The sequence below is a fragment of the Bacillus cereus group sp. RP37 genome, assembly GCF_040459695.1.
Taxonomy (GTDB): Bacteria; Bacillota; Bacilli; order Bacillales; family Bacillaceae_G; genus Bacillus_A.
In genome coordinates this window covers 3,593,821-3,615,884 of the sequence record NZ_JARVHP010000001.1, presented here as the reverse complement: position 1 = coordinate 3,615,884, position 22,064 = coordinate 3,593,821, and the positions used below count along the sequence as shown (strand labels likewise).

The following is a 22,064-nucleotide window of genomic DNA, read 5'->3' as shown; positions in this document are numbered from 1 at the left end:
CTATATGAATGAATTGTTATGTATAATACTTGGGGGAAATTAATTTGGGAATCTCAGGGGATCTTTTGAAGCTAGAAAAAGCAGAGTCAAATTTCATGTACCATTAGGTCCTGGTGTAGGTTTTGGGGGGATTTGGTTTAGAAGTTAATGTTAAGGAATAAAGGGGATAATTAGTATGAATAAGAAAGTAAAAAGATTTAAATATTTTATGGTTGTATTAGCCTGTATTGCAATTTTTGGTACAGTTTTACCTAATGCATTAGATCCAAATGAAACATTAGCAGGTAACATCTCAGTTGCAGTTTTTGGTACAATGGGTACTTGTTTATTATTTTCTATTACTTATTTTATTATAAAAACAGCTATTTTAAGAGGTGGGAAATAAGATGGTACAAAATTTAAATTTAGAATTTTAATTCATATACATAAAAAAGGAGAATTTCTATGAAATTACTACGTTTATTTATGATTCTTACTCTTGTTGTATTGTTAAGCGCATGCAACACAGCAACACAAGTCACAAAGGTTCAAAAAAATGGCGAAACGACTTTGAAAATTGGTTCTCTGCAAGGGTATTACGATGTACAAACGCTTAAAGCTGAAAAAGGAAATGTGGAAATCCCTTATGAAGCAGCCGTTGAAGAAGGTACGATTTTATTGCAAGTTACAAAAGATGATAAGGTTATTTATGAAGAAGAAGTCACTTCTCAAAAAGAAGGTCTGCTTTCTTTTGAAGCGTCCAAATCCGGATCATATGATTTAATCGTACGCGTGAAGGGTGAAAAAGAGAAAGCAAAAGAAATTCAAATACATACTAAGCTATGAAAAAAAGGCAAGTGGAATGCAACCGCTTGCCTTTTCCATTGATTCTGTCACAACATATGTTCATTAATTTATGAAGTGATCCGCTGAGTCCTGATGTCTATTCCGCCGAAATTCCTGATGAAGTTAAAATAAGAGATGAACAAAAGAATATGTTACAAACTTGGTATGTTAGTAAGGAAATAGATAACTCTCTTTTACATGATAAAAAGACTGGGTTTGATGCATTTGTATTTGAAAGAGATGTAGATGGTAAAAAGCAAGCAGTAGCATTTAGGGGGACATAGGGTGATGATCTTTTGGGAGAAGGTGCCCCAGCCCTTACTACAAATATTGATTATATGGGGGTAAATAAGTTGAAAAACATTGAAATTCTAAATACATACATCGAAGGGTTTTCTGATGCTCACCCTACGTGGTTAAAGTATCTAATCGAGGCAGAGGAGATACATCAAAACTATGAGAATGTACAGGTACTTGGTGCATTAAAAACAGACGCGGTGTTGTACTATGTACACCGTACGCTGCAAGTGTTAGATGGATTGTCTTTAGATGAAGAAGCGTATCGCATTATTGAAAAGGTACTAACGTATAGTGAGCTTGCAAAGGTAGGCTCTTTAAAACAGCGGGAGCAATGGAAGAAAAACGGGATCAATCTATTGGTACATAACGAGGGTTCTGCTGATATCTTTAGTGATATTCAGTTTATCGAACGTATAGAGACAAACTTAAACGCTACTGAGTATTTGTTTGTTCGAGATTTAATTAGAACACATGGATTAATCGGGCAGTATATCCGCGGGGAGGCTCGTTTGGACTCTCATATTGATTTAATTAACACATATAAAGAAGAATACGGAGACGTTAGGTTAAAGGAGATTTTATACTTTCTTAACCAATGTATTATTGAGGGCGTATCAAAATCTTTGTGGAGTGAAGTAAAGAACGATGTGAAGATTACAATTGATGGGCTATTTGATGGGTATGTGGAGCCGTTTACTTCTCGTATACATAGACTCACGCCAAAACATAAGGAGTCAGTATTTGAAAAAGATATAATTATGGGGAGCGAGAAGAGTGACGTTCAAACGTTCTTATCTGATAAGGATTTGTGGTATGTAGAACCGTCTATGCATGCTCTTAGCTTCGAGGATATTTGGACAGTTTTTGTTATGTTAAAGAACGAGATAGGAACTAGAAAGGTTCAACATATCCATTTCGAGAAATTGATGCAGCAGTTGCACTATGATTTCAAAGGTGAGAAGAAGGACAATGTGTATCGTAAGCGGGTTATTGAGAAGTATCTACGGGAGTACCGTGAGAACGAGAAGCCGAATACAACGCATGTTTCTTTTGAGATGAAAGTCGATAAAGATATGAAGACGGCGTATGTGTCGTTTCAATTTTCTGCTGTAGGTGAGGCGTTAATCACCTTCTGTGTAGAGGCAGAAAAGATAGATATGATGCATGCTCGAGCAAATGTACTGCTCTTTGATTTCTTCGGGTTACGAAAGGACGCATATGATAGATTCCATAACGAAGAAGTGTATTTGGAACATATGAATAGTTCGGCTGATGATAAACGAATTATTCTTGATTATATAAAGGGAGATACGGTTGTAGATGTTGGAGCTGGTGGTGGTGTTATGCTAGACATGATTGAAGAAGAGACCGAAAATAAACGAATCTACGGTATCGATATTTCCGAAAACGTGATTGATACGTTGAAAAAGAAGAAACAGGACGAAGGTCGTTCTTGGGACGTCATTAAAGGGGATGCAATCAACTTAGGTAGCTCGTTTGATAAAGAATCGGTTGATACGATTGTATATTCTTCTATCCTTCATGAACTGTTCTCTTATATCGAGTATGAAGGGAAGAAATTCAATCATGAAGTAATTAAAAAGGGGCTACAGAGTGCTTACGAAGTGTTAAAGCCAGGAGGTCGTATTATCATTCGTGATGGCATCATGAGCGAAGATAAAACGTTAATGCGTGTGATTCATTTTAAAGATGCAGGCGGAATGAAGTTCTTAGAGCAGTATGTCCGTGAATTTAAGGGGCGTATAATCCAGTATGAGGTACTTGCAGATAATATAGTCAAAATGCCTGTTAACGATGCGATGGAGTTCTTATATACGTATACATGGGGCGAGGATTCTTTCGTTCACGAGGTGCAAGAGCAGTTTGGAATCTTTGCGCCAAACGACTATAAGGATTTCGTAAAGGGTATCTTTGGGGATAAAGTAAACATCATTCAAGCTATGAACTATTTACAGGATGGATATACACAACATCTTAGCGAGAAAATCGAGTTTAAAGATGAGTCTGGGAATGCGGTTGCGCTACCGGATAGTACGTTCTTTATGGTTTTAGAAAAGAGGTAATGATGTTGAAAATTTTTAAAAATACAATTTTATTTGCTTTGTGTTTAGTAATTCTTAGTGGTTGTTTTACAAGAGAGGGAACTATTGTTGGGGGTAAAGTTCATGGTTCTTCAGATAGTGTATCTGGTAGTATATCTGGGGATTATAGAAAATTTACCGGATCAGCAACTCAAGATAGGAAAGTTAAAAAAGGTGAGAATTGGATATTTTCTTTTGATGATAAAACTAAAAAAGGAACTATAATTGCTTATGTTGTGGATTCAAATGATAATACAATACTAGAGTTTAATAGTGGCGAAGGCGAAAAAAATATTAAAGTACCTAAGGATGATACATATAAGGTTAAAATTAAAACGGAAGAACATGGTGGGGAATTTCGAATATCATGGAAAAAAGAAAAATAGTTTTGAAGTTGTATTATGGTGGAATATATATTGACATTCCACTCCTAAAGAGGCAAGCTGACTAACGTCAGTGGGATTCTTCCTACCGAAGGAAAAGTCCATTTTTGGTATTGCTGGCGTGCAATATTACGGTGTGCCATCACCAGTATTTTCGAAAAACCTACGCTAAAAGTATGCAGGATTTTATAGAGTTTTTCAGTTAATCCAGTAACAAACGAGAACCCACACTATAATAGAAATGTATAAAAAATTGCATGGATTGATAGAAAGAGGTAGATTCTTTATGAGAGTAGGGATCTGCTTTTTCCTTGCTACTGATAAGTGGAATTATGGTAACTAAAACAGCACCCAACCTTATTTAAATTAGATAAGTTTAGGTGCTGTTTTTAATTACGAACGTTTCGTTTAATAAACTTCAAAATTCCTTTTGAGAGGAGAATAATACTTACTATCCAAGTGATTCCTGATAAGGCCAATTGAGGTGAATTTTCCTCTGATGCCATAGGGTAATTAGAAAAGTTAGGTCCAATTAGAAGGTTTATCAAAAGGAATAAACTTAAAGCAAGTGTTAAGAAGTGTGCAATAAATCAGATGATATTTTTTTGTACTTAATGAGCCAATAAATGAGAAGTATTAAAGAAACTATAATTACAAGACAGGAACCTGTAACTAAATATCCTCTAATCTCTTGTTCCATTGGCATATACATATTGATCACCCATTTCATCTAAGCGTCTATATCTATTTTTAGTATGGGTCATTATTACTTTGGATAGTCCTTAGAGTAATATGAATTACTTCGAATCAGTTGTATATCAATGAGATGTTTGTTTTTGTTCATGTAGTTTTTAGATTCTTTATTTATAGTGTTTTGAATGAATACTTTTCTAGTCATTTTTGAGGGGAATGGGTAAGTTGTGATAAAGTCAATAAAATGAAAGTAAACTAATATTGAAAAGTTTACTTTCATTTTAGAAGAGACTATTCCCTGTTTTCACCCCAGCTATTGCATTTACACTTAAAAACAAGGGGGGAAGACCTGGATGGGTAATTAATACAAAAAGATGAAAATCCCTACAGTCTGTTTTTGACCAAGGGCAATTCTTTTTTTATTTTAGGAAATTTTCAGGTTTGATGAATTCCTATCACTCTTTATTTTTTATGACATTAGGAGAGGCTAGCCCCTCGCTCCACATTTTCAACGTACAATGAAATTCAACAATTACTAGCTAATTCTTAAACCTTTATCCTTATTTACCAACTAGTTTATGCTTTTTTCAAACTTTGCAACAGAACCTACCCTTTACTATTTCTATAGTCTTACTCAAATAAACGATATTCCGTAAAGTTTTGATGGTGATGGGCGGGCCCACACTTAAAATTTTTTAAACTTAATTGGACTTACCATTAAGAGAGCGAGGATTAATGTAATCCATGCATTGCTATATGAAAACAACCCCATACCAGCTAATGGTAATCCAGCAGCTGGAATAGGTAATCCCTTAAAATATCCAATGGTTGGTTTAACACTAAATTTAGCTAATCTTAAAGCACCCATCGTTGGGAAAAGGACAAATGCCAAAGAAGTTAAAATAGATGGTGTTGCTATCGAATGAAATAAAAGTGCAGGAGCAACTCCGAAACTAACAATATCAGCTAAGGAATCCAATTCTACACCAAACTCACTGTTCACTTTTAATTTTCTCGCAATCCTTCCATCAAGAAAATCAAAAACAGCTGAAAAGAAAATGAAAATGGAGGCTACTTCCAAATAGTCATTCATATTCATGGTAATTGAAAAAACACCGCACAATAAATTTCCGATCGTAAATAAATTCGGTACAGCTTTTACCATTTGATTGAACAAGGTTGTCCCCCCTAAGTAGATTAAACTTCACATCTATGTAGCATTTTCTATATATTCTTCCGCTATTCTTAAAAATATATGACCACTGTATGCTAAGTAAATTTCGACAAGAGAAAAGCCGATTTACTGTCCGTTATGTTGGTTTATAAAAATGTTTGATCATTATCGGTACACATTGTTGAACATTAGCACCTGATAGTTGAAGTTTCGTGGAGTTTTTCCTTAATAAAATGAAAACTAATTGTCGCTTTGATCGCACGAAGGAAATGGTCTTGTGGAACGAACTCTTCTACAGAAACGGATACACGCTCATCACGATGTTTTTAAAGCACCCATCATAAAAAATCTCTCTTTGTCCTCTTTTTTATCAGTGTTGACACATGAAAAGACTTTCTCCACAGCCTGAAAAAAACCTTACTTTTAAAAGTAAGGTTTTTTTACACATAAATTCTATTAAACTGATTTTAATAAAGAATAATAATTCGTGTCATAGGGAATATCATCTTGATACATATAATTTTTTAGAACTCCTTCTTTTTCAAACCCTAATTTTAATAGCACTTTATTTGACGCCTCATTTTCAAGGAAGACAATTGCTCCGATACGCTTTAAATGAAGTGTATGGAAGCCGTAAGATATAACTTCAGAAACTGCCTCAGTAGCATATCCATTTCCCCAGTGTTCAGGGAAAAAGGCATAACTTAAATTGGCTCGTTTATGCTCAGAAGACCAATCGTGAAAACCGATGGTACCAATGAGTTCTTTCTTATCTTTTAATTCGATTCCCCACTTTATACCGCTTCTTGTATTGTAACTCAACTTAAAGTTAGTAAGGATTTGTTTCACTTGATCAACATCTTGTAATGGTTTTTGGCCATAATAGCGCAGTACATCAGTATTAGAAAAGCATTGTAGTATACTCGGTGCATCTTCTTCGGTAAGTTCTCTTAAAATGAGTCGATCGGTTTTCAATATAGGAAACATACTTTCACTCCATTTCTTCTGAAACTAGAATGTGTTGTTATTATATAATGTAATCTGAAAATAAAGATTATTCAAGAGGGAAGTATGGTTTTGATTTGTGATAAAATTGATTGTGGAATATATTTCAAAAAGAGGTTTGTATATGGAGAAAAATTCAATTTTAATTGTAGATGATGATCAAGATATTGTTCGATTTGTTAACGCGAATTTAATGCAAGAAGGTTTTAAAGTTTTTAGTGCTCATAACGGGGAAGAGGCTTTAGAAATAATAAATAATAACAGTATTAAACTTGCTATTTTGGATATTATGATGCCACAAATGGATGGTATAGAATTGTGTAGAAGGATTAGAGAGAAACATAGTTTACCAATTATGTTTTTAAGCGCAAAATCATCAGATGTAGATAAGGTAATTGGATTTAGTACTGGAGCAGATGATTATATTGTGAAACCGTTCAGTACAATTGAATTTATAGCAAGAGTGAAAGCTCAATTAAGAAGGTATACATATTTCAATCAAAATGCTGTCCAAGTAATAAAAAAGATAATAAACATTAGAGGTTTAGAAATAGATGAAGTGTCGAGAACAGTGATGTTATATGGAGAAATAATCAACCTTACGAAAACTGAATATGATATTTTGTACTTAATGGCAGGTGCAAAGAATCGTGTGTTTACTATTGAAGAAATATATGAGAGCGTTTGGAAAGAAAGAGCCTATGAAAGTAATAATACAGTAATGGTTCATATCGCAAGATTAAGAAATAAAATTGAAGAGAATCAAAAAGAACCGAAGTTTATTCAAAATGTTTGGGGAGTCGGATATAAAATTGAAGATTAAATCATTACAAGGCATTAGAGCTAAGTTTTTTATCGCATTCATATGTAGCATCTTGTTAGCAACTTTAAGTATAATAGCGTTTCAAATGTTAATTGGAAATATGTATAGTCATGTTACTGCATTAGAAGAAAAATATTCATTTTTATATTTTATAGTTTTTTTAATTTTTATTACAACATACTTTGCATTCATGACAAAAACAATGATGAAAAGATTGTCTGAAATTAACAAGAACGTGAAGGAAATAAGTAATGGTAATTTTGAAATACATATACCTATTTTAAAAAACGATGAGATTGGTGAATTAGCCACGAATGTTAATTGGATGGCCAAAAGTTTAAAAGAGTCTATCGAGAATGAAAAAAAATCGCAGGAAATGAAAAATGAAATGATTAGTAATATTTCTCATGATTTACGAACTCCTGTAACATCGCTAATCGGTTACACGGATCTGTTAGGAGATAAGCTTCATTCAAATGGAGAAGAATGTGAACAGTATGTAAGTATATTAAAGCGAAAAAGTTATGAATTAAAAAATCAAGTAGATGATTTATTAGAATATTGTCAAATAAATTATAGAGAGATTGAATTACATAAAAGTGTAGTAAATATGAAAGCGTTCATTGAACAAATCATGATTGATTTTGTACCACAACTAGATGATGCCGATATGAGCTTTTGTATTAAAGGTGATAAGGATTTACATGTGGAAATGGATGTAGCGCTTATGGTAAGGCTATTCGAAAATGTAATTAGTAATAGTATTATGTACGGGAAAGACGGAAAGGAGATTTTAATTCAAGTTTTTAAAAGAGACATGAACGTTAAAATAGAAATTAAAAATTTTGGACAATGCATTCCGGATGAGAACCTTCCTTACGTTTTTGAGAAGTTTTATCGTGGTGAAAAATCACGTAACTCTCATACGGGTGGAAAAGGAATGGGACTTGCAATTGCGAGAAGTATAGCTGAGCTTCATAGAGGAGATATTACTGTGCGTAGTAATGATAAAGAAACAGTTTTCACTATCGTTTTACCGCAGTATAAAGAAATGTAAGAAAGTCGTAAGTATTTCTTTTTTATGTCGTAATGTTCACTTCGTATCATGTAGAACAAAGATATGAGAGTGGGGATACAACATGTGGAAGAAATATGTATTAGTAATTTTAGTTGCATTTTTAATTATAAGTTGGAGTGTAGTTTATTTAGTTAATGGTGTTATATCAGTCATTGTTTGGTGGAGTATACAAGCCTTTAGCGTAGTATCAATCTTTATTTCGATAGGGTCAGTATTACTATTTGTGTGGAAAGTTATTTTCAGAAAGCGAATAGATAGAACACTACTCTTCATAGTTCTTTTCTCTATAATTGGAGCTTGGCCTTTAGGGTGGTTTGCTAACATAGGCGGACTTGCTTACCCAGCAGATGTACAGACTATGAGTCCTAAAATAGTCGTTCGTTTTCCCTTAAATGAACGAGCACTAGTAGGATGGGGTGGTGATCGGGTAGAAACGAACTATCACGTTATAAAACCGAATGAACGATGGGCATATGATATTCTTATCCCGCCTGCTGAAGTGAAAAGTAGTAAGTTAGGTGACTATGGAATATATGGAGCGAAAGTAATGGCACCAGCTTCTGGAACAGTTGTATCTATCAATAAGGATGAAAAAGATGTAGTTCCGGGATCGGATGATTTTCAGTCAATGGCGGGGAATCATATTTATTTACGACTAGATGAAACAGGGACATTTTTGATGCTTGCCCATTTAAAGAAAGGATCAATTAATGTGAGGGAAGGGCAACATGTAAATGAAGGAGAGGTTCTTGCTCAAGTCGGTAACTCAGGGAGTTCAAGTGAGCCCCATTTACATATTCATCATCAAAGGCAGGATCCATCCAAGGTGAGTATATTTCTTTCGGAAGGATTACCACTTTACTTTCGAACTGAAAAAGGTGCGATAATGCCAGAAAGAGGTACATACATAGGTGGTAATTAGAAGAGAATTACTTCGCCAAAAAAGGTATTCCATTTTTATTGGAATACCTTTTTTCATTACCCTACAAATGTTTGATACAGTAAGAAAATATTTAAAATGATAACGAGTGCAGCGATTATCCAAGCGATAAAAGTTGTTATACGGTGGTTAACGAGTGCACCCATAATTTTTTTACTGCTTGTAAACATAATAAGTGGTACTAACGCAAAAGCAATACCGAATGATAAGACAACTTGGCTCATAACGAGAGCGTAAGTTGGGTTTACACCTAAAGCGATAATAACTAATGGTGGAATCATTGTAATAAATCGGCGTAAATATAACGGAATATGCATTCGAATGAATCCTTGCATGATAATGTCACCAGACATTGTCCCGACTGAAGAGCTAGATAAACCTGCTGATAAAAGTCCGATTCCAAATAAAGCAGCGGATGCAGGACCGACTAAGTTACTAAATTGGTTAAAAGCAACATCAAGATCTTCAACATGCAAGCCGTTTTTAAAGAATAGTGCAGCAGCAACAATTAACATACTTGCATTAATTGCTCCAGCGATAACCATTGCGATAATGATATCAATAAATTCGAAGCGGAAAATCTTTTTCTTTTGTTCATCATTTGTTCCGACTACACGGCGCTGCGTTAAGGCGGAATGTAGATATATTGCATGTGGCATAACGGTTGCGCCTAAAATACCAGCTGCTAATAAGATACTATCCACGCCTTGGAATTTTGGAATAAATAGACCTGAAAGTAAAGGGCTTAATTCTGGTTTTGCGTAGAAGACTTGTACACCAAAAGCGATAACAACGATAAAAATCATTCCTGTTATAATAGCTTCTAATGGACGGAAGCCTCTGCGTTGAAATTCAAGAATAATAAATGATCCAGCAGCTGTAATTAAAGCGGCTGGTAACATTGGAATCCCGAACAATAAGTACAATCCGAGTGCCGCTCCAATAAATTCAGCTAAATCAGTCGCCATAATAACGAGCTCCCCTTGAATCCATAAACCGATGGAAACAGGTTTTGGGAAGTTTTCTCGAGCGATTTCAGGAAGGTTTTTACCTGTAGCAATTCCTAATTTAGCGGATAAAGTTTGGATTAATACCGCCATTAAATTAGAAGCAAGAATTACCCAGAGTAATAAATATCCATATTGTGATCCAGCTGCAATATTTGTCGCGAAATTGCCAGGATCAATATAAGCGACTGAAGCGATAAAAGCTGGGCCTAAGAATGGTAATAGTCTTTTTAAGCCTTTCGTTTGTCCACTTAATGCTAAATGCGCTGATTGAACAGTTGTACTTTGAGAAGGGACTTGTTCATCTTTTGATATATCTTTATTCATAGTAGTTTTCCCCTTTAAAATGTTAACTTGATGAAATTATTGTATTTATTCTTGCTCATTATTTCAATACATTTAAATGTATTAGTTGATAATTTTATTTGAACATAAATGTTTCCTTAGTGCAAATTATATGCCTTTACACAATAAATGGTGTGGTGTTATGAAAAATTGGGAGTTTATGGTGTGATGACGTGGGGAAACATAATGAATTAAAGGGCTATTTTTGAAATTTATGTGAACATAAAGCCTATAATACAGTATATTAATTGATGGAAATGGATTTGTATGATATATAATATATTGGGATTACAACATAACCATAGTGTTTTGATGTGTAATCTTGTTTTTTATTTTTGTTAACTTATAGAAAATAGTATAAAGAGAAGAAAATGGGATGCATAAAACTTTGGATACATTTTCTTATTATATATGTTTTGATATGAACGTTAACTTATACATGATTTTAAAAATTAGATAGGTGGTAGAAATACATTGGCAACTACAAAACCATACAGAGTATTACTATATTACATGTACACAACAATTGAAAACCCTGAAGAATTCGCTGCAGAGCATTTAGCATTTTGTAATTCACTTGAATTAAAAGGAAGAATCCTTGTAGCTAAAGAAGGAATTAACGGAACTTGTTCTGGAACTGTAGAACAAACAGAGAAATACATGGAAGCAATGAACAACGATCCACGCTTTGACGGTATCGTATTTAAAATAGATGAAGAAGAAGGGCACGCATTCAAGAAAATGCACGTGCGTCCTCGTCCAGAGTTAGTTACACTTCGTCTAGAAGATGACATTAACCCACACGAAATAACTGGAAAGTATTTAGAGCCAAAAGATTTTTATGAAGCAATGAAACAAGAAGATACAGTTATTATTGATGCACGAAATGATTATGAGTTTGATTTAGGACACTTCAAAGGTGCAATTAAACCAGATATCGAATCATTCCGTGAATTACCAGATTGGATTAGAGAAAACAAAGAAACACTTGAAGGTAAAAAGATTTTAACGTACTGCACAGGTGGAATTCGTTGTGAGAAATTCTCTGGTTGGTTAGTTCGTGAAGGGTATGAAGATGTAAGTCAGCTTCACGGCGGAATTGTAACGTACGGAAAAGATCCAGAAGTACAAGGCGAGCTTTGGGATGGACAATGTTACGTGTTTGATGAGCGTATTGCTGTACCAGTAAACCAAAAAGAACATGTTATTGTTGGTAAAGATCACTTTACAGGTGAACCTTGTGAGCGCTATGTAAACTGTTCAAATCCAGAATGTAACAAGAAAATTTTATGTTCGGAAGAAAACGAAGCGAAATACTTACGTGCATGTTCTCATGAATGTCGTGTAAGCCCACGTAACCGCTACGTAGTACAACATGAATTAACTGAAGAACAAGTAGCTGCTGCATTAGAACAAATCGAAGCAGGGAAGTAAGCTGAACTTGTGTAATAAAAAAGGGTACTCCAAACGTCATTTTGGAGTACCCTTTTGATATTATCCGGTTCTGTCTTTTGTCGTTTTTTTGTCGGTAAGTCGATATATTCGAAAAATCGCCGATAAAAATTTCAGTAAATGAGAATAATCTTTTTAATGTTTATCATCTTTCTCTTTCACAGCAGAAAGCACAGTTTGTTTTACCCATGCTTTTCTTCGTTTATGTTGTAGACTCCATTGGTATAAACTTTGTGCTCCTAAAATAAGTGAAATGACTATACCGCTTATTGCTATTAAAAGTGCGAAAAATTCAAGTGGCGATGATATTTTGTTTGAATCGGTGTTTCTTAAGAGGTCAATCATAGTAAACCCTAACATTTGGCCTACTACAGAGTAGAGCGTTAAAATTAATAGTAAAAGGCTATCTTTTTTAGAAGCGACATTTTCTTGATATTTAAACAAACTATCAAGATTTTGTTTTGCATTCAAATATAGTACCTCAATGTTAAATAACTTTCTTAAGCGGAAGAAAATATCTTCACTCTGTGATTGGGATACTAACTCTAAAGAGAAGTAATTCGCTGTAAATGAATTAATTGAATAAATTAATTTCTCTATTTCATTTGTATCTTGTTCAATATTTAACTCGGCATAAGCGTTTGCCATTTTTAATAAAACAACTTTATGAAATAGATTTAATAACAAAGCGTAATAAAACTCCCCGTACATTTGACTAGCAAGTTTAGCGAATTCGCGTTCACCTTCGTTTGTTATACATGTGAAAATATGTTCTTCCATAATAAAGTAGCGATTAGGAGCCCATCTTTGATAAGAATGTTTTGTTAAATAATCTTGAATATAAGGAACATTATTTGCGCTAATATAGGGCTTGCCATCGTCTGTTAATCCGGAAAGACTGGAAGCTCGGTATACATCAACTACATGAAGGTCAGACTCTTTGTTTATGGATAATAAAGTTTGTACATACATTCGTTGATCTTCAAAGAATGGGAATGTTTGAAAGTAAGAGCTCCGCAATCTCTTTTTCTCAAAGAAGTCTGTTAAGCCATGAAATAAATCGCCGAATATAAGCTTCTCTACTTGTGAATATTGTTTTCCATTACATTCAATACAAATAGTCTCGTTTGTATCATTTTTAGTTTCAAGTACACGGAAGCGGGCGGCGAATTCGATTGCTTCTGATAATGTCATGTTTGGATCGGTTTCTACTTCTGTCCGAATTGTTAAGAAGCCAAGTTCATAAGGACAGAGTGTTACGTCAATAGAGTGTATCTTGAAGGGGACGGAAATAAGATTTGTTGTTAAGTGTCCAGTTAAGTTAAGGTCTTTAGAATAGCGTTGTAATCCTTTTTGATGCTCTGAGTGAGGAAATAGAATTTTATTTGTAAATGAAAGATAGTATGCTTCCATATTTTGATGTGAAACTTGAAATTTTCCGTAGTATGTATTTTCATTTTCAAGATGATCGAGTCGAAAAGGGCGAAAATCATTTTTCTGTAAGAAAGGGAACATATTTTGTTCATATCCAGTTTTAAAAGAAAACGGGAATATAAATTGAAATATAGCTGTTGCTACATCTTTTTCCTCGATTGTTTGTATTGCCTCCATTTACATTGTTTCCTTTCCATATATGCTATAAAAACAACATGCCCAAATTCATTTGAAAATAACCACTGTTTTATAATCGATTAAGAATGAAAATTCAGCTTATTTAGTAGGGGACATGTATAATGTTATGTATACTAAAAGTTATAAAACTGTATTTTGAAAAGGGGGATGTTGTATGCGTATTTTAGTATTAGGGGCTGGTGGCGTCGGAGGTTTTTTTGGAGGTCGATTAGTAGAAAAGGGAGAAGATGTTACGTTCCTTGTTCGTAGTAAACGGAAAAAACAATTGGAGGAAAGAGGACTTGTAATCCGAAGTGTTAACGGGGATTTTTCCTTCCAACCGAAATTAATAACGAAAGAAGATCGAACTGCTCCATTTGATGTCATTTTATTTTCAACAAAAGCGTATCACTTAAACGAGGCAATTCAAGATTTGAAGCCCTATGTTAGCGAAAAAACTGTCATCATTCCATTGTTAAATGGTATCGCTCATTTATCACAATTACAAAAGGAATTTGGTGTGGAAAAAGTAATTGGTGGTTTATGCTTTATCGAGACGACGTTAAACGATCAAGGAGAAATTGTACAAACGAGTGCTGCCAACAGACTTCTGTTTGGAGAAATCAAGCTTCAAGGTTCAGAGAGAATAAAGCATATTTCTAAAGCATTTGCAGGTACGAAATCTAGTTTTGTTTTAAGTGAAAATATTACGCAAGATATGTGGCATAAATATTTATTTATTACTGTAATGTCGGGTGTGACGACATTAATGCGTGCACCAATAGGACCGATTCGTGAAAGTGAAGGTGGACACGAATTTATCCGAAACTTATTTGAAGAATGTGTGCAAATCATGAGGTCTATGAAAGCTCCAGTTAAGGATGGTATTGCCCAGGAACATATGAAAACAATTGATAAAATTTCGTATGATATGAAGTCATCAATGCAGCGTGATATGGAAAAAGGTTCGTCCATTGAAGGGAAGCACTTACAAGGATACTTACTAGATGTAGCAGAACAATTTTCTATAGAAGCACCATTATTAGGAGCAGTATATCAAAATTTGAAAGTGTATGAAGAAATGACCTTTAACAGATCAGAAATAGAATTGGATGTATGAAAAAATAAAAAAGAAAGCAATATATAAGTGTATTGCTTTCTTTTTTTATGACAAATTATTTATTTCTTTTCGTTCTATCTGTCAAATTTATTTCCTGTTCACGTTTACCGTATAATTGATTAATTTCATTTGCTAACGCATCTAAATAGGAATCGGAAAAAATAGGCTTCTTTTCTTTAGACATATGGGTCTCCTTTATCGATTTTTTAGTATTCATTATGTATATTTACCGGCGGATTATGCGCAATCATTTTAAATTTTTTCTTTTTCAAAATTTTTGTTTACATTTTGAAAATAAAGGAGTATTATAATCCACAGTTTCAATTTTCTAAATCGCTGAAACCGCATGGTACGGGGGACCCGTTCTTACGGATTAGTTCTTAATCCGATGGGGTGAATCCTTGAAAAAGGTAGGGCTACTCATAGGCCCGAATCCGACAGCTAACCTCGTAAGCGTTATATTGAGAAGGAAGGTGGAGCTTGTGCGACAAAAAAAATAATGTCTACAAGTCTATTTCGCTATGGCTTGTAGACATTTTTTGTTTTCTGAAGAAATAGTTGGCTGGCTGTAACAAGCAGCATCGTTCGTACAAAATTATTGGAGAGTGGACAGTATTGGTTTCATCTATTAAAAGATTTTTAATTGGAAGACCGTTAAAATCAACTGAGTTAGGAGAGCAGAAGCTTAATAAAACGAAGGCGTTAGCCATTTTATCTTCTGACGCATTGTCATCGGTTGCATATGGACCAGAGCAAATTTTAATTGCTTTAGCAGGTCTTGGAGCGATTGCTTATTGGTATTCAATTCCGATCGCTATCGGGGTATTAGTATTATTGACAGCCCTTATTTTATCTTATCGTCAAATTATTTTTGCTTATCCGCATGGCGGGGGCGCGTATGTTGTATCAAAAGAAAATTTAGGGATGAATCCAGGGTTAATAGCTGGAGGATCTTTATTAGTCGATTATATTTTAACTGTTGCAGTAAGTGTGTCTGCAGGTACAGATGCGCTCACATCAGCTTTTCCTAGTTTACATGCACATAATGTAATCATTGCGATTATATTTGTTATATTTATTACTATTTTAAATTTAAGAGGGGTAACGGAATCAGCTTCCGTTTTAGCATATCCGGTTTATTTATTCGTTCTAGCACTATTTATATTAATTGGGGTAGGGATATACAATATTTTAACTGGTCACGTTTCACCGACTTTACACACGCCGATTGGAACGCCGGTTGCCGGAATTAGTTTGTTCTTACTGCTACGAGCATTTGCATCGGGTAGTTCGGCTTTAACAGGTGTTGAGGCAATCTCTAACGCAATTCCAAACTTTAAGGATCCTGCACCTAACAATGCAGCGAAAACATTGCTTGCAATGGGTGCATTACTTGCCGTTTTATTTTCAGGAATTGTCTTTTTAGCTTATTATTACGGAATTAATCCAAGTAAGGAAGTAACAGTTGTTTCACAAATTGCTGAACAAACTTTTGGACGTAATTTCATGTACTATTTCATACAAGGTACAACTGCTTTAATATTAATTCTTGCTGCTAATACAGGTTATTCTGCATTTCCACTATTAGCAGTTAACCTTGCAAAAGACAAATTTATACCGAGAATGTTTACGATTAGAGGAGACCGCCTAGGTTACTCAAACGGTATTATTATACTTGGGATAGCTTCGATTATTTTAATTGTAGCTTTCCAAGGGCAAACAGAACATTTAATCCCGTTATATGCAGTAGGTGTATTTATTCCATTTACACTTTCTCAAACGGGTATGGTATTAAAATGGCTTCGTGAAAAACCTGAAGGATGGGCTTTGAGATTAACGGTTAATTTAATTGGTGCAATTATTAGTTTTATCGTAATGAGCATGTTCTTTTTAACTAAATTTGCACAAGTTTGGTCAATCCTTATTTTCTTACCTGCCATCATCTTCTTGTTCCATAGAGTTAAGAAGCATTACGATGCAGTGGGCGATCAATTAAGTTTAAAAACTTGTGAACCACTTGTTCCAATTGAGGGAAATGTAATTGTCGTTCCTGTAGCAGGTATGACTCATGTAGTGGAAAATTCATTAAACTATGCGAAGGCTCTTTCTGCAGATCAAGTTATCGCTGTATATGTTGCTTTTGACAGAGAAGAGGAAAAGAAATTTGAAGAGAAATGGAAGAAGTGGCAACCTGAAGTAAGACTTGTTACCTTACATTCTCACTATAGAAGTATTATTCAACCGCTAACAAAGTTTATTGATACAGTGCAATATAAAGCGAGTGAATCAAATTACCGAGTTACTGTCGTTATACCACAGTTCATTCCGAAAAAAGGTTGGCATAACATTCTTCATAATCAGTCTAGTTTACTCATTCGTGCGTATTTACTCTATAAAAGAAATGTTGTTATTACAACAGTTCCATATCATTTGAAAAAGTAAGAAGATTTTTTAAGGATAGCTTTACGAAAGTGAAGCTATCCTTTTTGTGTATACGCTATGCATAATTGCATATGAACCTAAAAGATATACTGATATAATTTTTAAATCTATAAGTAAGTAGGAGTTTTTGTTGTGATATATGGATATTTCAATTGAAAAAGTGAAGCGGATTATATTTTGAAATAAGGACAGGAAAGCTTGAAAATAAAGGGAATGAAAATACTTCTTTACGATAGATAAATAGCTGTGTTTAAATGACCTTACAGTACAAAACTTACATGAAAACAAAACGGAATTTCATATTTGCTTACGTTATTTAGTTTAAAATGAATAATATTTTTATGTAATATATTCACTGTGTGAATGTGGAAATGGATATGAAATAGAAATTTTATACAATGTTATTCATACTAATCACATATGAAATGTTTTAGAACAATAAGTGAGTACTGTAGCAATAAAAGTTGGGAGAGATGGTTCGTACATGAATCACGGTAAGAACGTTCTCTATTTTAACCATCTCAAATTACGTGCAAGAAAATAGAATAATAAAATGCGATAGTAATAGTTGCTAATACATAGGAGGAGTTAAAGTGAAAAAGACTTTAATTACAGGGTTATTGGTTACAGCAGTATCTACGAGTTGTTTTATTCCTGTAAGCGCTTACGCTAAGGAGGGGCAAACAGAAGTGAAAACAGTATATGCACAAAATGTAATTGCTCCAAATACATTATCCAATTCAATTAGAATGTTAGGATCACAGTCACCACTTATACAAGCATATGGACTAGTTATTTTACAACAGCCGGATATTAAGGTGAATGCGATGAGTAGTTTGACGAATCATCAAAAGTTTGCAAAGGCAAATGTAAGAGAGTGGATTGATGAATATAATCCGAAGCTAATCGACTTAAATCAAGAGATGATGAGATATAGTACTAGATTTAATAGTTATTATAGTAAGCTCTATGAACTAGCAGGAAACATAAATGAAGATGAAAAGGCAAAAGCAGATTTTACAAGTGCATATGGAAAATTACAATTGCAAGTACAAAGCATCCAAGAGAGTATGGAGCAAGATTTATTAGAGTTAAATCGATTTAAAACGGTATTAGACAAAGATAGTAGCAACTTATCAATTAAAGCTGATGAAGCAATAAAAACACTGCAAGGATCAAGTGGAGATATTGTGAAATTAAGAGAAGATATTAAAAGAATTCAAGGGGAAATTCAAGCTGAATTAACGACTATTTTGAATAGGCCTCAAGAAATTATTAAAGGTTCTATTAATATTGGTAAACAAGTATTTACAATTACGAATCAAACTGCGCAGACGAAAACAATTGATTTCGTTTCTATCGGTACTTTAAGTAATGAAATTGTAAATGCTGCAGATAGTCAAACGAGAGAAGCAGCTCTTCGCATTCAGCAAAAGCAAAAAGAGCTACTACCACTTATTCAAAAGTTATCACAAACTGAAGCAGAGGCGACACAAATTACATTCGTTGAAGATCAAGTAAGTAGCTTTACAGAATTAATTGATCGTCAAATCTCAACTTTAGAAACGTTATTAACGGATTGGAAAGTTCTAAACAATAATATGATCCAAATTCAAAAGAGTGTTGAAGAAGGCACGTATACAGATAGTAGTTTACTTCAAAAACATTTCAATCAAATTAAAAAAGTAAGTGATGAAATGAATAAACAAACGAATCAATTTGAAGATTACGTTACAAACGTTGAAGTACATTAAAAATAAGTAACGATATAGGGAGAGAAGAAAAATGACAAAAAAACCTTATAAAGTAATGGCTCTATCAGCACTTATGGCAGTATTTGCAGCAGGGAACATTATGCCGGCTCATACGTATGCAGCTGAAAGTACAGTGAAACAAGCTCCAGTTCATGCTGTAGCAAAAGCTTATAATGACTATGAAGAATACTCATTAGGACCAGAAGGCCTAAAAGATGCAATGGAAAGAACAGGTTCAAACGCCTTAGTAATGGATCTGTACGCTTTAACAATTATTAAACAAGGGAATGTTAACTTTGGTAATGTATCGTCTGTTGATGCAGCTTTAAAAGGGAAAGTGATTCAGCACCAAGATACAGCTAGAGGAAATGCGAAGCAATGGTTAGATGTATTGAAACCACAGCTTATTTCAACGAATCAAAATATCATTAACTACAATACGAAATTCCAAAACTATTATGATACTTTAGTTGCTGCGGTAGATGCAAAAGATAAAGCAACTCTTACGAAAGGTTTAACTAGATTATCAAGTAGTATTAATGAAAATAAAGCACAAGTAGACCAATTAGTAGAAGATTTGAAGAAATTCCGAAATAAAATGACTTCGGATACGCAAAACTTCAAGGGTGATGCAAATCAAATCACATCTATTTTAGCTAGTCAAGATGCAGGGATTCCGCTATTGCAAAATCAAATTACAACGTACAATGAAGCAATTAGCAAATATAATGCAATTATTATCGGTTCATCTGTTGCGACAGCTTTAGGGCCAATTGCAATTATCGGTGGTGCAGTAGTTATCGCTACGGGAGCAGGAACACCGCTAGGAATCGCATTAATTGCAGGAGGCACAGCGGCTGTAGGCGGTGGTACAGCTGGTATCGTATTAGCGAAGAAAGAACTAGATAATGCACAGGCAGAAATTCAAAAAATAACAGGACAAGTTACAACTGCTCAATTAGAAGTAGCGGGATTAACGAACATTAAAACACAAACTGAGTATTTAACAAATACAATTGATACTGCAATTACAGCGTTGCAAAACATTTCAAATCAATGGTACACAATGGGATCAAAATACAATTCTCTACTTCAAAATGTAGATTCAATTAGTCCAAACGACCTTGTTTTCATTAAAGAAGATTTAAACATTGCGAAAGATAGCTGGAAAAACATTAAAGACTATGCAGAAAAGATTTATGCTGAAGATATTAAAGTAGTAGATACGAAAAAAGCATAATCGTATACGAATCGTTAGAGCGTTAAGTATTGATGAATGATTTGAAGCTCCTGTTCAGTTGTGAGCAGGAGCTTTTTATATCCTTATAAAGAAAATAGGTGAAAAGTATGCAAAAACGATTTTATAAAAAATGTCTATTAACGTTAATGATTGCTGGAGTGGCAACAAGTAACGCATTTCCTTTACATCCTTTGGCTGCAGAACAAAACGTAAAAACATTGCAAGAAAATGCGAAAAATTATTCTCTAGGGCCAGCTGGATTCCAAGATGTTATGGCCCAAACGACATCGAGCATATTCGCAATGGATTCATATGCAAAATTAATTCAAAATCAGCAAGAAACTGATTTAAGTAAAATAAGTTCCATTAATAGTGAGTTTAAAGGAAATATGATTCAGCACCAAAGAGATGCAAAAACTAATGCAACGTATTGGTTAAATTATATGAAGCCTCAAATTATGAAAACAGATCAAAATATTATTAATTACAATAATACTTTTCAAGCGTATTATAATAGCATGCTAATAGCGATCGATCAAAAGGATAGCGGAAAATTAAAAGCGGATTTAGAAAAGTTGTATGCAGATATTGTAAAGAATCAAAATGAGGTAGATGTATTACTAAGTAATTTGAAAGCTTTTCGCGATAGAATGGCGAAAGACACAAATAGTTTTAAAGAAGATACAAATCAATTAACAGCGATATTGGCAAGTACGAATGCTGGCATTCCAGCTCTAGAGCAACAAATAAATACATATAACGATTCAATAAAAAAGAGTAATGATATGGTCATTGCTGGTGGTGTACTTTGCGTAGCGTTAATAACATGTCTTGCTGGCGGACCGATGATTGCCATTGCGAAAAAAGATATCGCAAATGCAGAAAGAGAAATAGCCAATTTAAAAGATAGAATTTCTGGCGCACAAGCAGAAGTTGCAATTTTGACTGATGTGAAAAATAAAACAACAAATATGACTGAGACAATTGATGCAGCAATTACAGCACTGCAAAATATATCAAATCAATGGTATACGGTAGGGGCAAAATACAATAATTTACTACAAAACGTAAAAGGAATCAGTCCTGAAGAATTTACCTTCATAAAAGAAGATTTAAATACAGCAAAAGATAGCTGGAAAGACGTAAAAGATTATACAGAAAAATTACATGAAGGCGTGGCGAAGTAAACAGTGGACTAGTTCCGCTGTTTATTTTTTATTGCGTTTTTTGTGAGAGCTGAGCTTGTAATTATATATAAGTTTGTCATGTGTTTTATCAATGTAGCTTTGCGGTAATATTTCTGCATGAATAAAAAAACGCCTATGTTCAAGGAGGATATTTTTTACCCAAACCCCCGAAACAGGAGAATTAGCTTAATTCATTAGAATGTTATACATCATAGAAGTTAATGTATAATGATGGTGATATTGGTATTATTCTGCAAGAAGTTAGAGACAAATTAGTCGGAAAAGAATTTAAATCATTTGATGATTTTAGAGAGGAATTTTGGAAAACACTTGCTGATTCAAGTTATGCTGGAGAATTTAGTCCTATGGATATAAAACTTATGTAAAAAGGTAAGGCTCCTTACTCACCAAGAACGGAACATTATGGTAACTATAATAAATATATATTGCATCATAAACAGTCTATTGATAAAGGTGGAGATGTCTATAATCTAATGATTGTATCTCCTAAAATGCATCAAAATGTTTTAGATCCCGCATACTATTTCGGGAACAAAGGGTTATAAATTAAATGAAAGGATGA

Annotated in this window: 19 protein-coding genes, 1 pseudogene and 1 riboswitch; of the genes and pseudogenes, 15 read left to right on the top strand and 5 right to left on the bottom strand. The window is 34.0% G+C overall.

Annotated elements, in window-relative coordinates:
* Window positions 1-175 precede the first annotated feature (175 nt).
* The 5 genes from QCI44_RS19070 (at window position 176) to QCI44_RS19050 (ending at window position 3,613) form a co-directional block, all read left to right on the top strand.
* A complete protein-coding gene (locus tag QCI44_RS19070; RefSeq protein WP_001036929.1) occupies window positions 176-385 on the top strand; it encodes a hypothetical protein in 210 nt (69 codons plus the stop codon).
* A 59-nt stretch (window positions 386-444) separates the two neighbouring features.
* Window positions 445-825 (top strand): BA_1872 family lipoprotein, encoded by a 381-nt coding sequence (locus QCI44_RS19065; protein ID WP_016088390.1) that lies wholly within the window; start codon window positions 445-447, stop codon window positions 823-825.
* Window positions 826-974: 149 nt separating this feature from the next.
* Window positions 975-1,109 (top strand): hypothetical protein, encoded by a 135-nt coding sequence (locus QCI44_RS19060; protein WP_016134149.1) that lies wholly within the window; start codon window positions 975-977, stop codon window positions 1,107-1,109.
* A 54-nt stretch (window positions 1,110-1,163) separates the two neighbouring features.
* Window positions 1,164-3,209 carry a class I SAM-dependent methyltransferase gene (locus tag QCI44_RS19055; RefSeq protein WP_033659822.1) on the top strand — a complete coding sequence of 682 codons (2,046 nt, stop codon included), beginning with the start codon at window positions 1,164-1,166 and terminating at the stop codon, window positions 3,207-3,209.
* Between the two features lie 2 nt (window positions 3,210-3,211).
* Window positions 3,212-3,613 (top strand): hypothetical protein, encoded by a 402-nt coding sequence (locus QCI44_RS19050; RefSeq protein WP_016088388.1) that lies wholly within the window; start codon window positions 3,212-3,214, stop codon window positions 3,611-3,613.
* Between the two features lie 1,375 nt (window positions 3,614-4,988).
* On the opposite strand, the gene pssA is transcribed toward QCI44_RS19050, so the two are convergent.
* Both pssA and QCI44_RS19040 read right to left on the bottom strand, forming a co-directional pair.
* On the bottom strand, window positions 4,989-5,480 hold the full coding sequence (pssA, locus tag QCI44_RS19045) for a CDP-diacylglycerol--serine O-phosphatidyltransferase (protein WP_016088387.1): 492 nt from the start codon (window positions 5,478-5,480) through the stop codon (window positions 4,989-4,991).
* Between the two features lie 453 nt (window positions 5,481-5,933).
* A complete protein-coding gene (locus tag QCI44_RS19040; protein WP_016088386.1) occupies window positions 5,934-6,464 on the bottom strand; it encodes a GNAT family N-acetyltransferase in 531 nt (176 codons plus the stop codon).
* A 142-nt stretch (window positions 6,465-6,606) separates the two neighbouring features.
* On the opposite strand from QCI44_RS19040, the gene QCI44_RS19035 reads away from it, so the two are divergent.
* The 3 genes from QCI44_RS19035 (at window position 6,607) to QCI44_RS19025 (ending at window position 9,305) form a co-directional block, all read left to right on the top strand.
* The gene (locus QCI44_RS19035; protein ID WP_098985829.1) at window positions 6,607-7,305 is read left to right on the top strand and encodes a response regulator transcription factor; all 699 of its coding nucleotides are present in this window, start codon (window positions 6,607-6,609) and stop codon (window positions 7,303-7,305) included.
* On the top strand, window positions 7,295-8,362 hold the full coding sequence (locus QCI44_RS19030) for a sensor histidine kinase (RefSeq protein ID WP_016134154.1): 1,068 nt from the start codon (window positions 7,295-7,297) through the stop codon (window positions 8,360-8,362). The genes QCI44_RS19035 and QCI44_RS19030 overlap by 11 nt, the downstream gene beginning before the upstream one ends.
* A gap of 82 nt (window positions 8,363-8,444) precedes the next feature.
* Window positions 8,445-9,305, top strand: coding sequence for a M23 family metallopeptidase (locus QCI44_RS19025; protein WP_016134155.1), 861 nt, complete (start codon window positions 8,445-8,447; stop codon window positions 9,303-9,305).
* 56 nt (window positions 9,306-9,361) lie between these two features.
* Here the strand turns inward: QCI44_RS19025 and QCI44_RS19020 are convergent, their stop codons facing one another.
* Window positions 9,362-10,657 (bottom strand): Nramp family divalent metal transporter, encoded by a 1,296-nt coding sequence (locus tag QCI44_RS19020; RefSeq protein WP_001030665.1) that lies wholly within the window; start codon window positions 10,655-10,657, stop codon window positions 9,362-9,364.
* 492 nt (window positions 10,658-11,149) lie between these two features.
* On the opposite strand from QCI44_RS19020, the gene trhO reads away from it, so the two are divergent.
* Window positions 11,150-12,109, top strand: a complete 960-nt coding sequence (trhO, locus tag QCI44_RS19015) for an oxygen-dependent tRNA uridine(34) hydroxylase TrhO (protein ID WP_000246226.1) — start codon at window positions 11,150-11,152, stop codon at window positions 12,107-12,109.
* Between the two features lie 153 nt (window positions 12,110-12,262).
* Here trhO and QCI44_RS19010 read toward each other — a convergent pair whose 3' ends face one another.
* Window positions 12,263-13,738, bottom strand: a complete 1,476-nt coding sequence (locus tag QCI44_RS19010; RefSeq protein ID WP_016134156.1) for a hypothetical protein — start codon at window positions 13,736-13,738, stop codon at window positions 12,263-12,265.
* 175 nt (window positions 13,739-13,913) lie between these two features.
* Between QCI44_RS19010 and panE the strand changes: the two genes are divergently transcribed.
* Complete coding sequence (gene panE, locus QCI44_RS19005; protein ID WP_016088381.1) at window positions 13,914-14,858, top strand: 2-dehydropantoate 2-reductase; 945 nt, start codon at window positions 13,914-13,916, stop codon at window positions 14,856-14,858.
* Window positions 14,859-14,913: 55 nt separating this feature from the next.
* Here panE and QCI44_RS19000 read toward each other — a convergent pair whose 3' ends face one another.
* Window positions 14,914-15,042 carry a hypothetical protein gene (locus tag QCI44_RS19000; protein WP_000031869.1) on the bottom strand — a complete coding sequence of 43 codons (129 nt, stop codon included), beginning with the start codon at window positions 15,040-15,042 and terminating at the stop codon, window positions 14,914-14,916.
* Between the two features lie 140 nt (window positions 15,043-15,182).
* A riboswitch (cyclic di-AMP (ydaO/yuaA leader) is annotated at window positions 15,183-15,329 on the top strand.
* A gap of 144 nt (window positions 15,330-15,473) precedes the next feature.
* On the opposite strand from QCI44_RS19000, the gene QCI44_RS18995 reads away from it, so the two are divergent.
* From QCI44_RS18995 to QCI44_RS18975, 5 genes and pseudogenes are all read left to right on the top strand, one after another.
* Window positions 15,474-17,300, top strand: coding sequence for an APC family permease (locus QCI44_RS18995; RefSeq protein WP_016088380.1), 1,827 nt, complete (start codon window positions 15,474-15,476; stop codon window positions 17,298-17,300).
* Window positions 17,301-17,893: 593 nt separating this feature from the next.
* Window positions 17,894-19,054: a non-hemolytic enterotoxin NHE subunit A gene (nheA, locus tag QCI44_RS18990; RefSeq protein WP_016134157.1), complete on the top strand. Its 1,161-nt coding sequence runs from the start codon at window positions 17,894-17,896 to the stop codon at window positions 19,052-19,054.
* A gap of 31 nt (window positions 19,055-19,085) precedes the next feature.
* Entirely contained in the window at window positions 19,086-20,294 is a 1,209-nt protein-coding gene (nheB, locus tag QCI44_RS18985; protein WP_016088378.1) for a non-hemolytic enterotoxin NHE subunit B, read from the top strand.
* A 107-nt stretch (window positions 20,295-20,401) separates the two neighbouring features.
* Window positions 20,402-21,481, top strand: a complete 1,080-nt coding sequence (gene nheC / locus QCI44_RS18980) for a non-hemolytic enterotoxin NHE subunit C (RefSeq protein ID WP_016134158.1) — start codon at window positions 20,402-20,404, stop codon at window positions 21,479-21,481.
* A 215-nt stretch (window positions 21,482-21,696) separates the two neighbouring features.
* Window positions 21,697-22,047 (top strand): annotated as a pseudogene (locus tag QCI44_RS18975) (WXG100 family type VII secretion target); the annotation flags it as partial.
* Window positions 22,048-22,064 lie beyond the last annotated feature (17 nt).

What these genes read in the sequence shown, in the direction of transcription:
- QCI44_RS19070 (WP_001036929.1), top strand. Translation starts at nt 176, where the DNA reads ATGAATAAGAAAGTAAAAAGATTTAAATATTTTATGGTTGTATTAGCC.
- QCI44_RS19065 (WP_016088390.1), top strand. Translation starts at nt 445, where the DNA reads ATGAAATTACTACGTTTATTTATGATTCTTACTCTTGTTGTATTGTTA.
- QCI44_RS19060 (WP_016134149.1), top strand. Translation starts at nt 975, where the DNA reads ATGTTACAAACTTGGTATGTTAGTAAGGAAATAGATAACTCTCTTTTA.
- QCI44_RS19055 (WP_033659822.1), top strand. Translation starts at nt 1,164, where the DNA reads ATGGGGGTAAATAAGTTGAAAAACATTGAAATTCTAAATACATACATC.
- QCI44_RS19050 (WP_016088388.1), top strand. Translation starts at nt 3,212, where the DNA reads ATGTTGAAAATTTTTAAAAATACAATTTTATTTGCTTTGTGTTTAGTA.
- QCI44_RS19040 (WP_016088386.1), bottom strand. Translation starts at nt 6,464, where the DNA reads ATGTTTCCTATATTGAAAACCGATCGACTCATTTTAAGAGAACTTACC.
- QCI44_RS19035 (WP_098985829.1), top strand. Translation starts at nt 6,607, where the DNA reads ATGGAGAAAAATTCAATTTTAATTGTAGATGATGATCAAGATATTGTT.
- QCI44_RS19025 (WP_016134155.1), top strand. Translation starts at nt 8,445, where the DNA reads ATGTGGAAGAAATATGTATTAGTAATTTTAGTTGCATTTTTAATTATA.
- QCI44_RS19020 (WP_001030665.1), bottom strand. Translation starts at nt 10,657, where the DNA reads ATGAATAAAGATATATCAAAAGATGAACAAGTCCCTTCTCAAAGTACA.
- QCI44_RS19010 (WP_016134156.1), bottom strand. Translation starts at nt 13,738, where the DNA reads ATGGAGGCAATACAAACAATCGAGGAAAAAGATGTAGCAACAGCTATA.
- panE (WP_016088381.1), top strand. Translation starts at nt 13,914, where the DNA reads ATGCGTATTTTAGTATTAGGGGCTGGTGGCGTCGGAGGTTTTTTTGGA.
- QCI44_RS19000 (WP_000031869.1), bottom strand. Translation starts at nt 15,042, where the DNA reads ATGTCTAAAGAAAAGAAGCCTATTTTTTCCGATTCCTATTTAGATGCG.
- nheB (WP_016088378.1), top strand. Translation starts at nt 19,086, where the DNA reads ATGACAAAAAAACCTTATAAAGTAATGGCTCTATCAGCACTTATGGCA.
- nheC (WP_016134158.1), top strand. Translation starts at nt 20,402, where the DNA reads ATGCAAAAACGATTTTATAAAAAATGTCTATTAACGTTAATGATTGCT.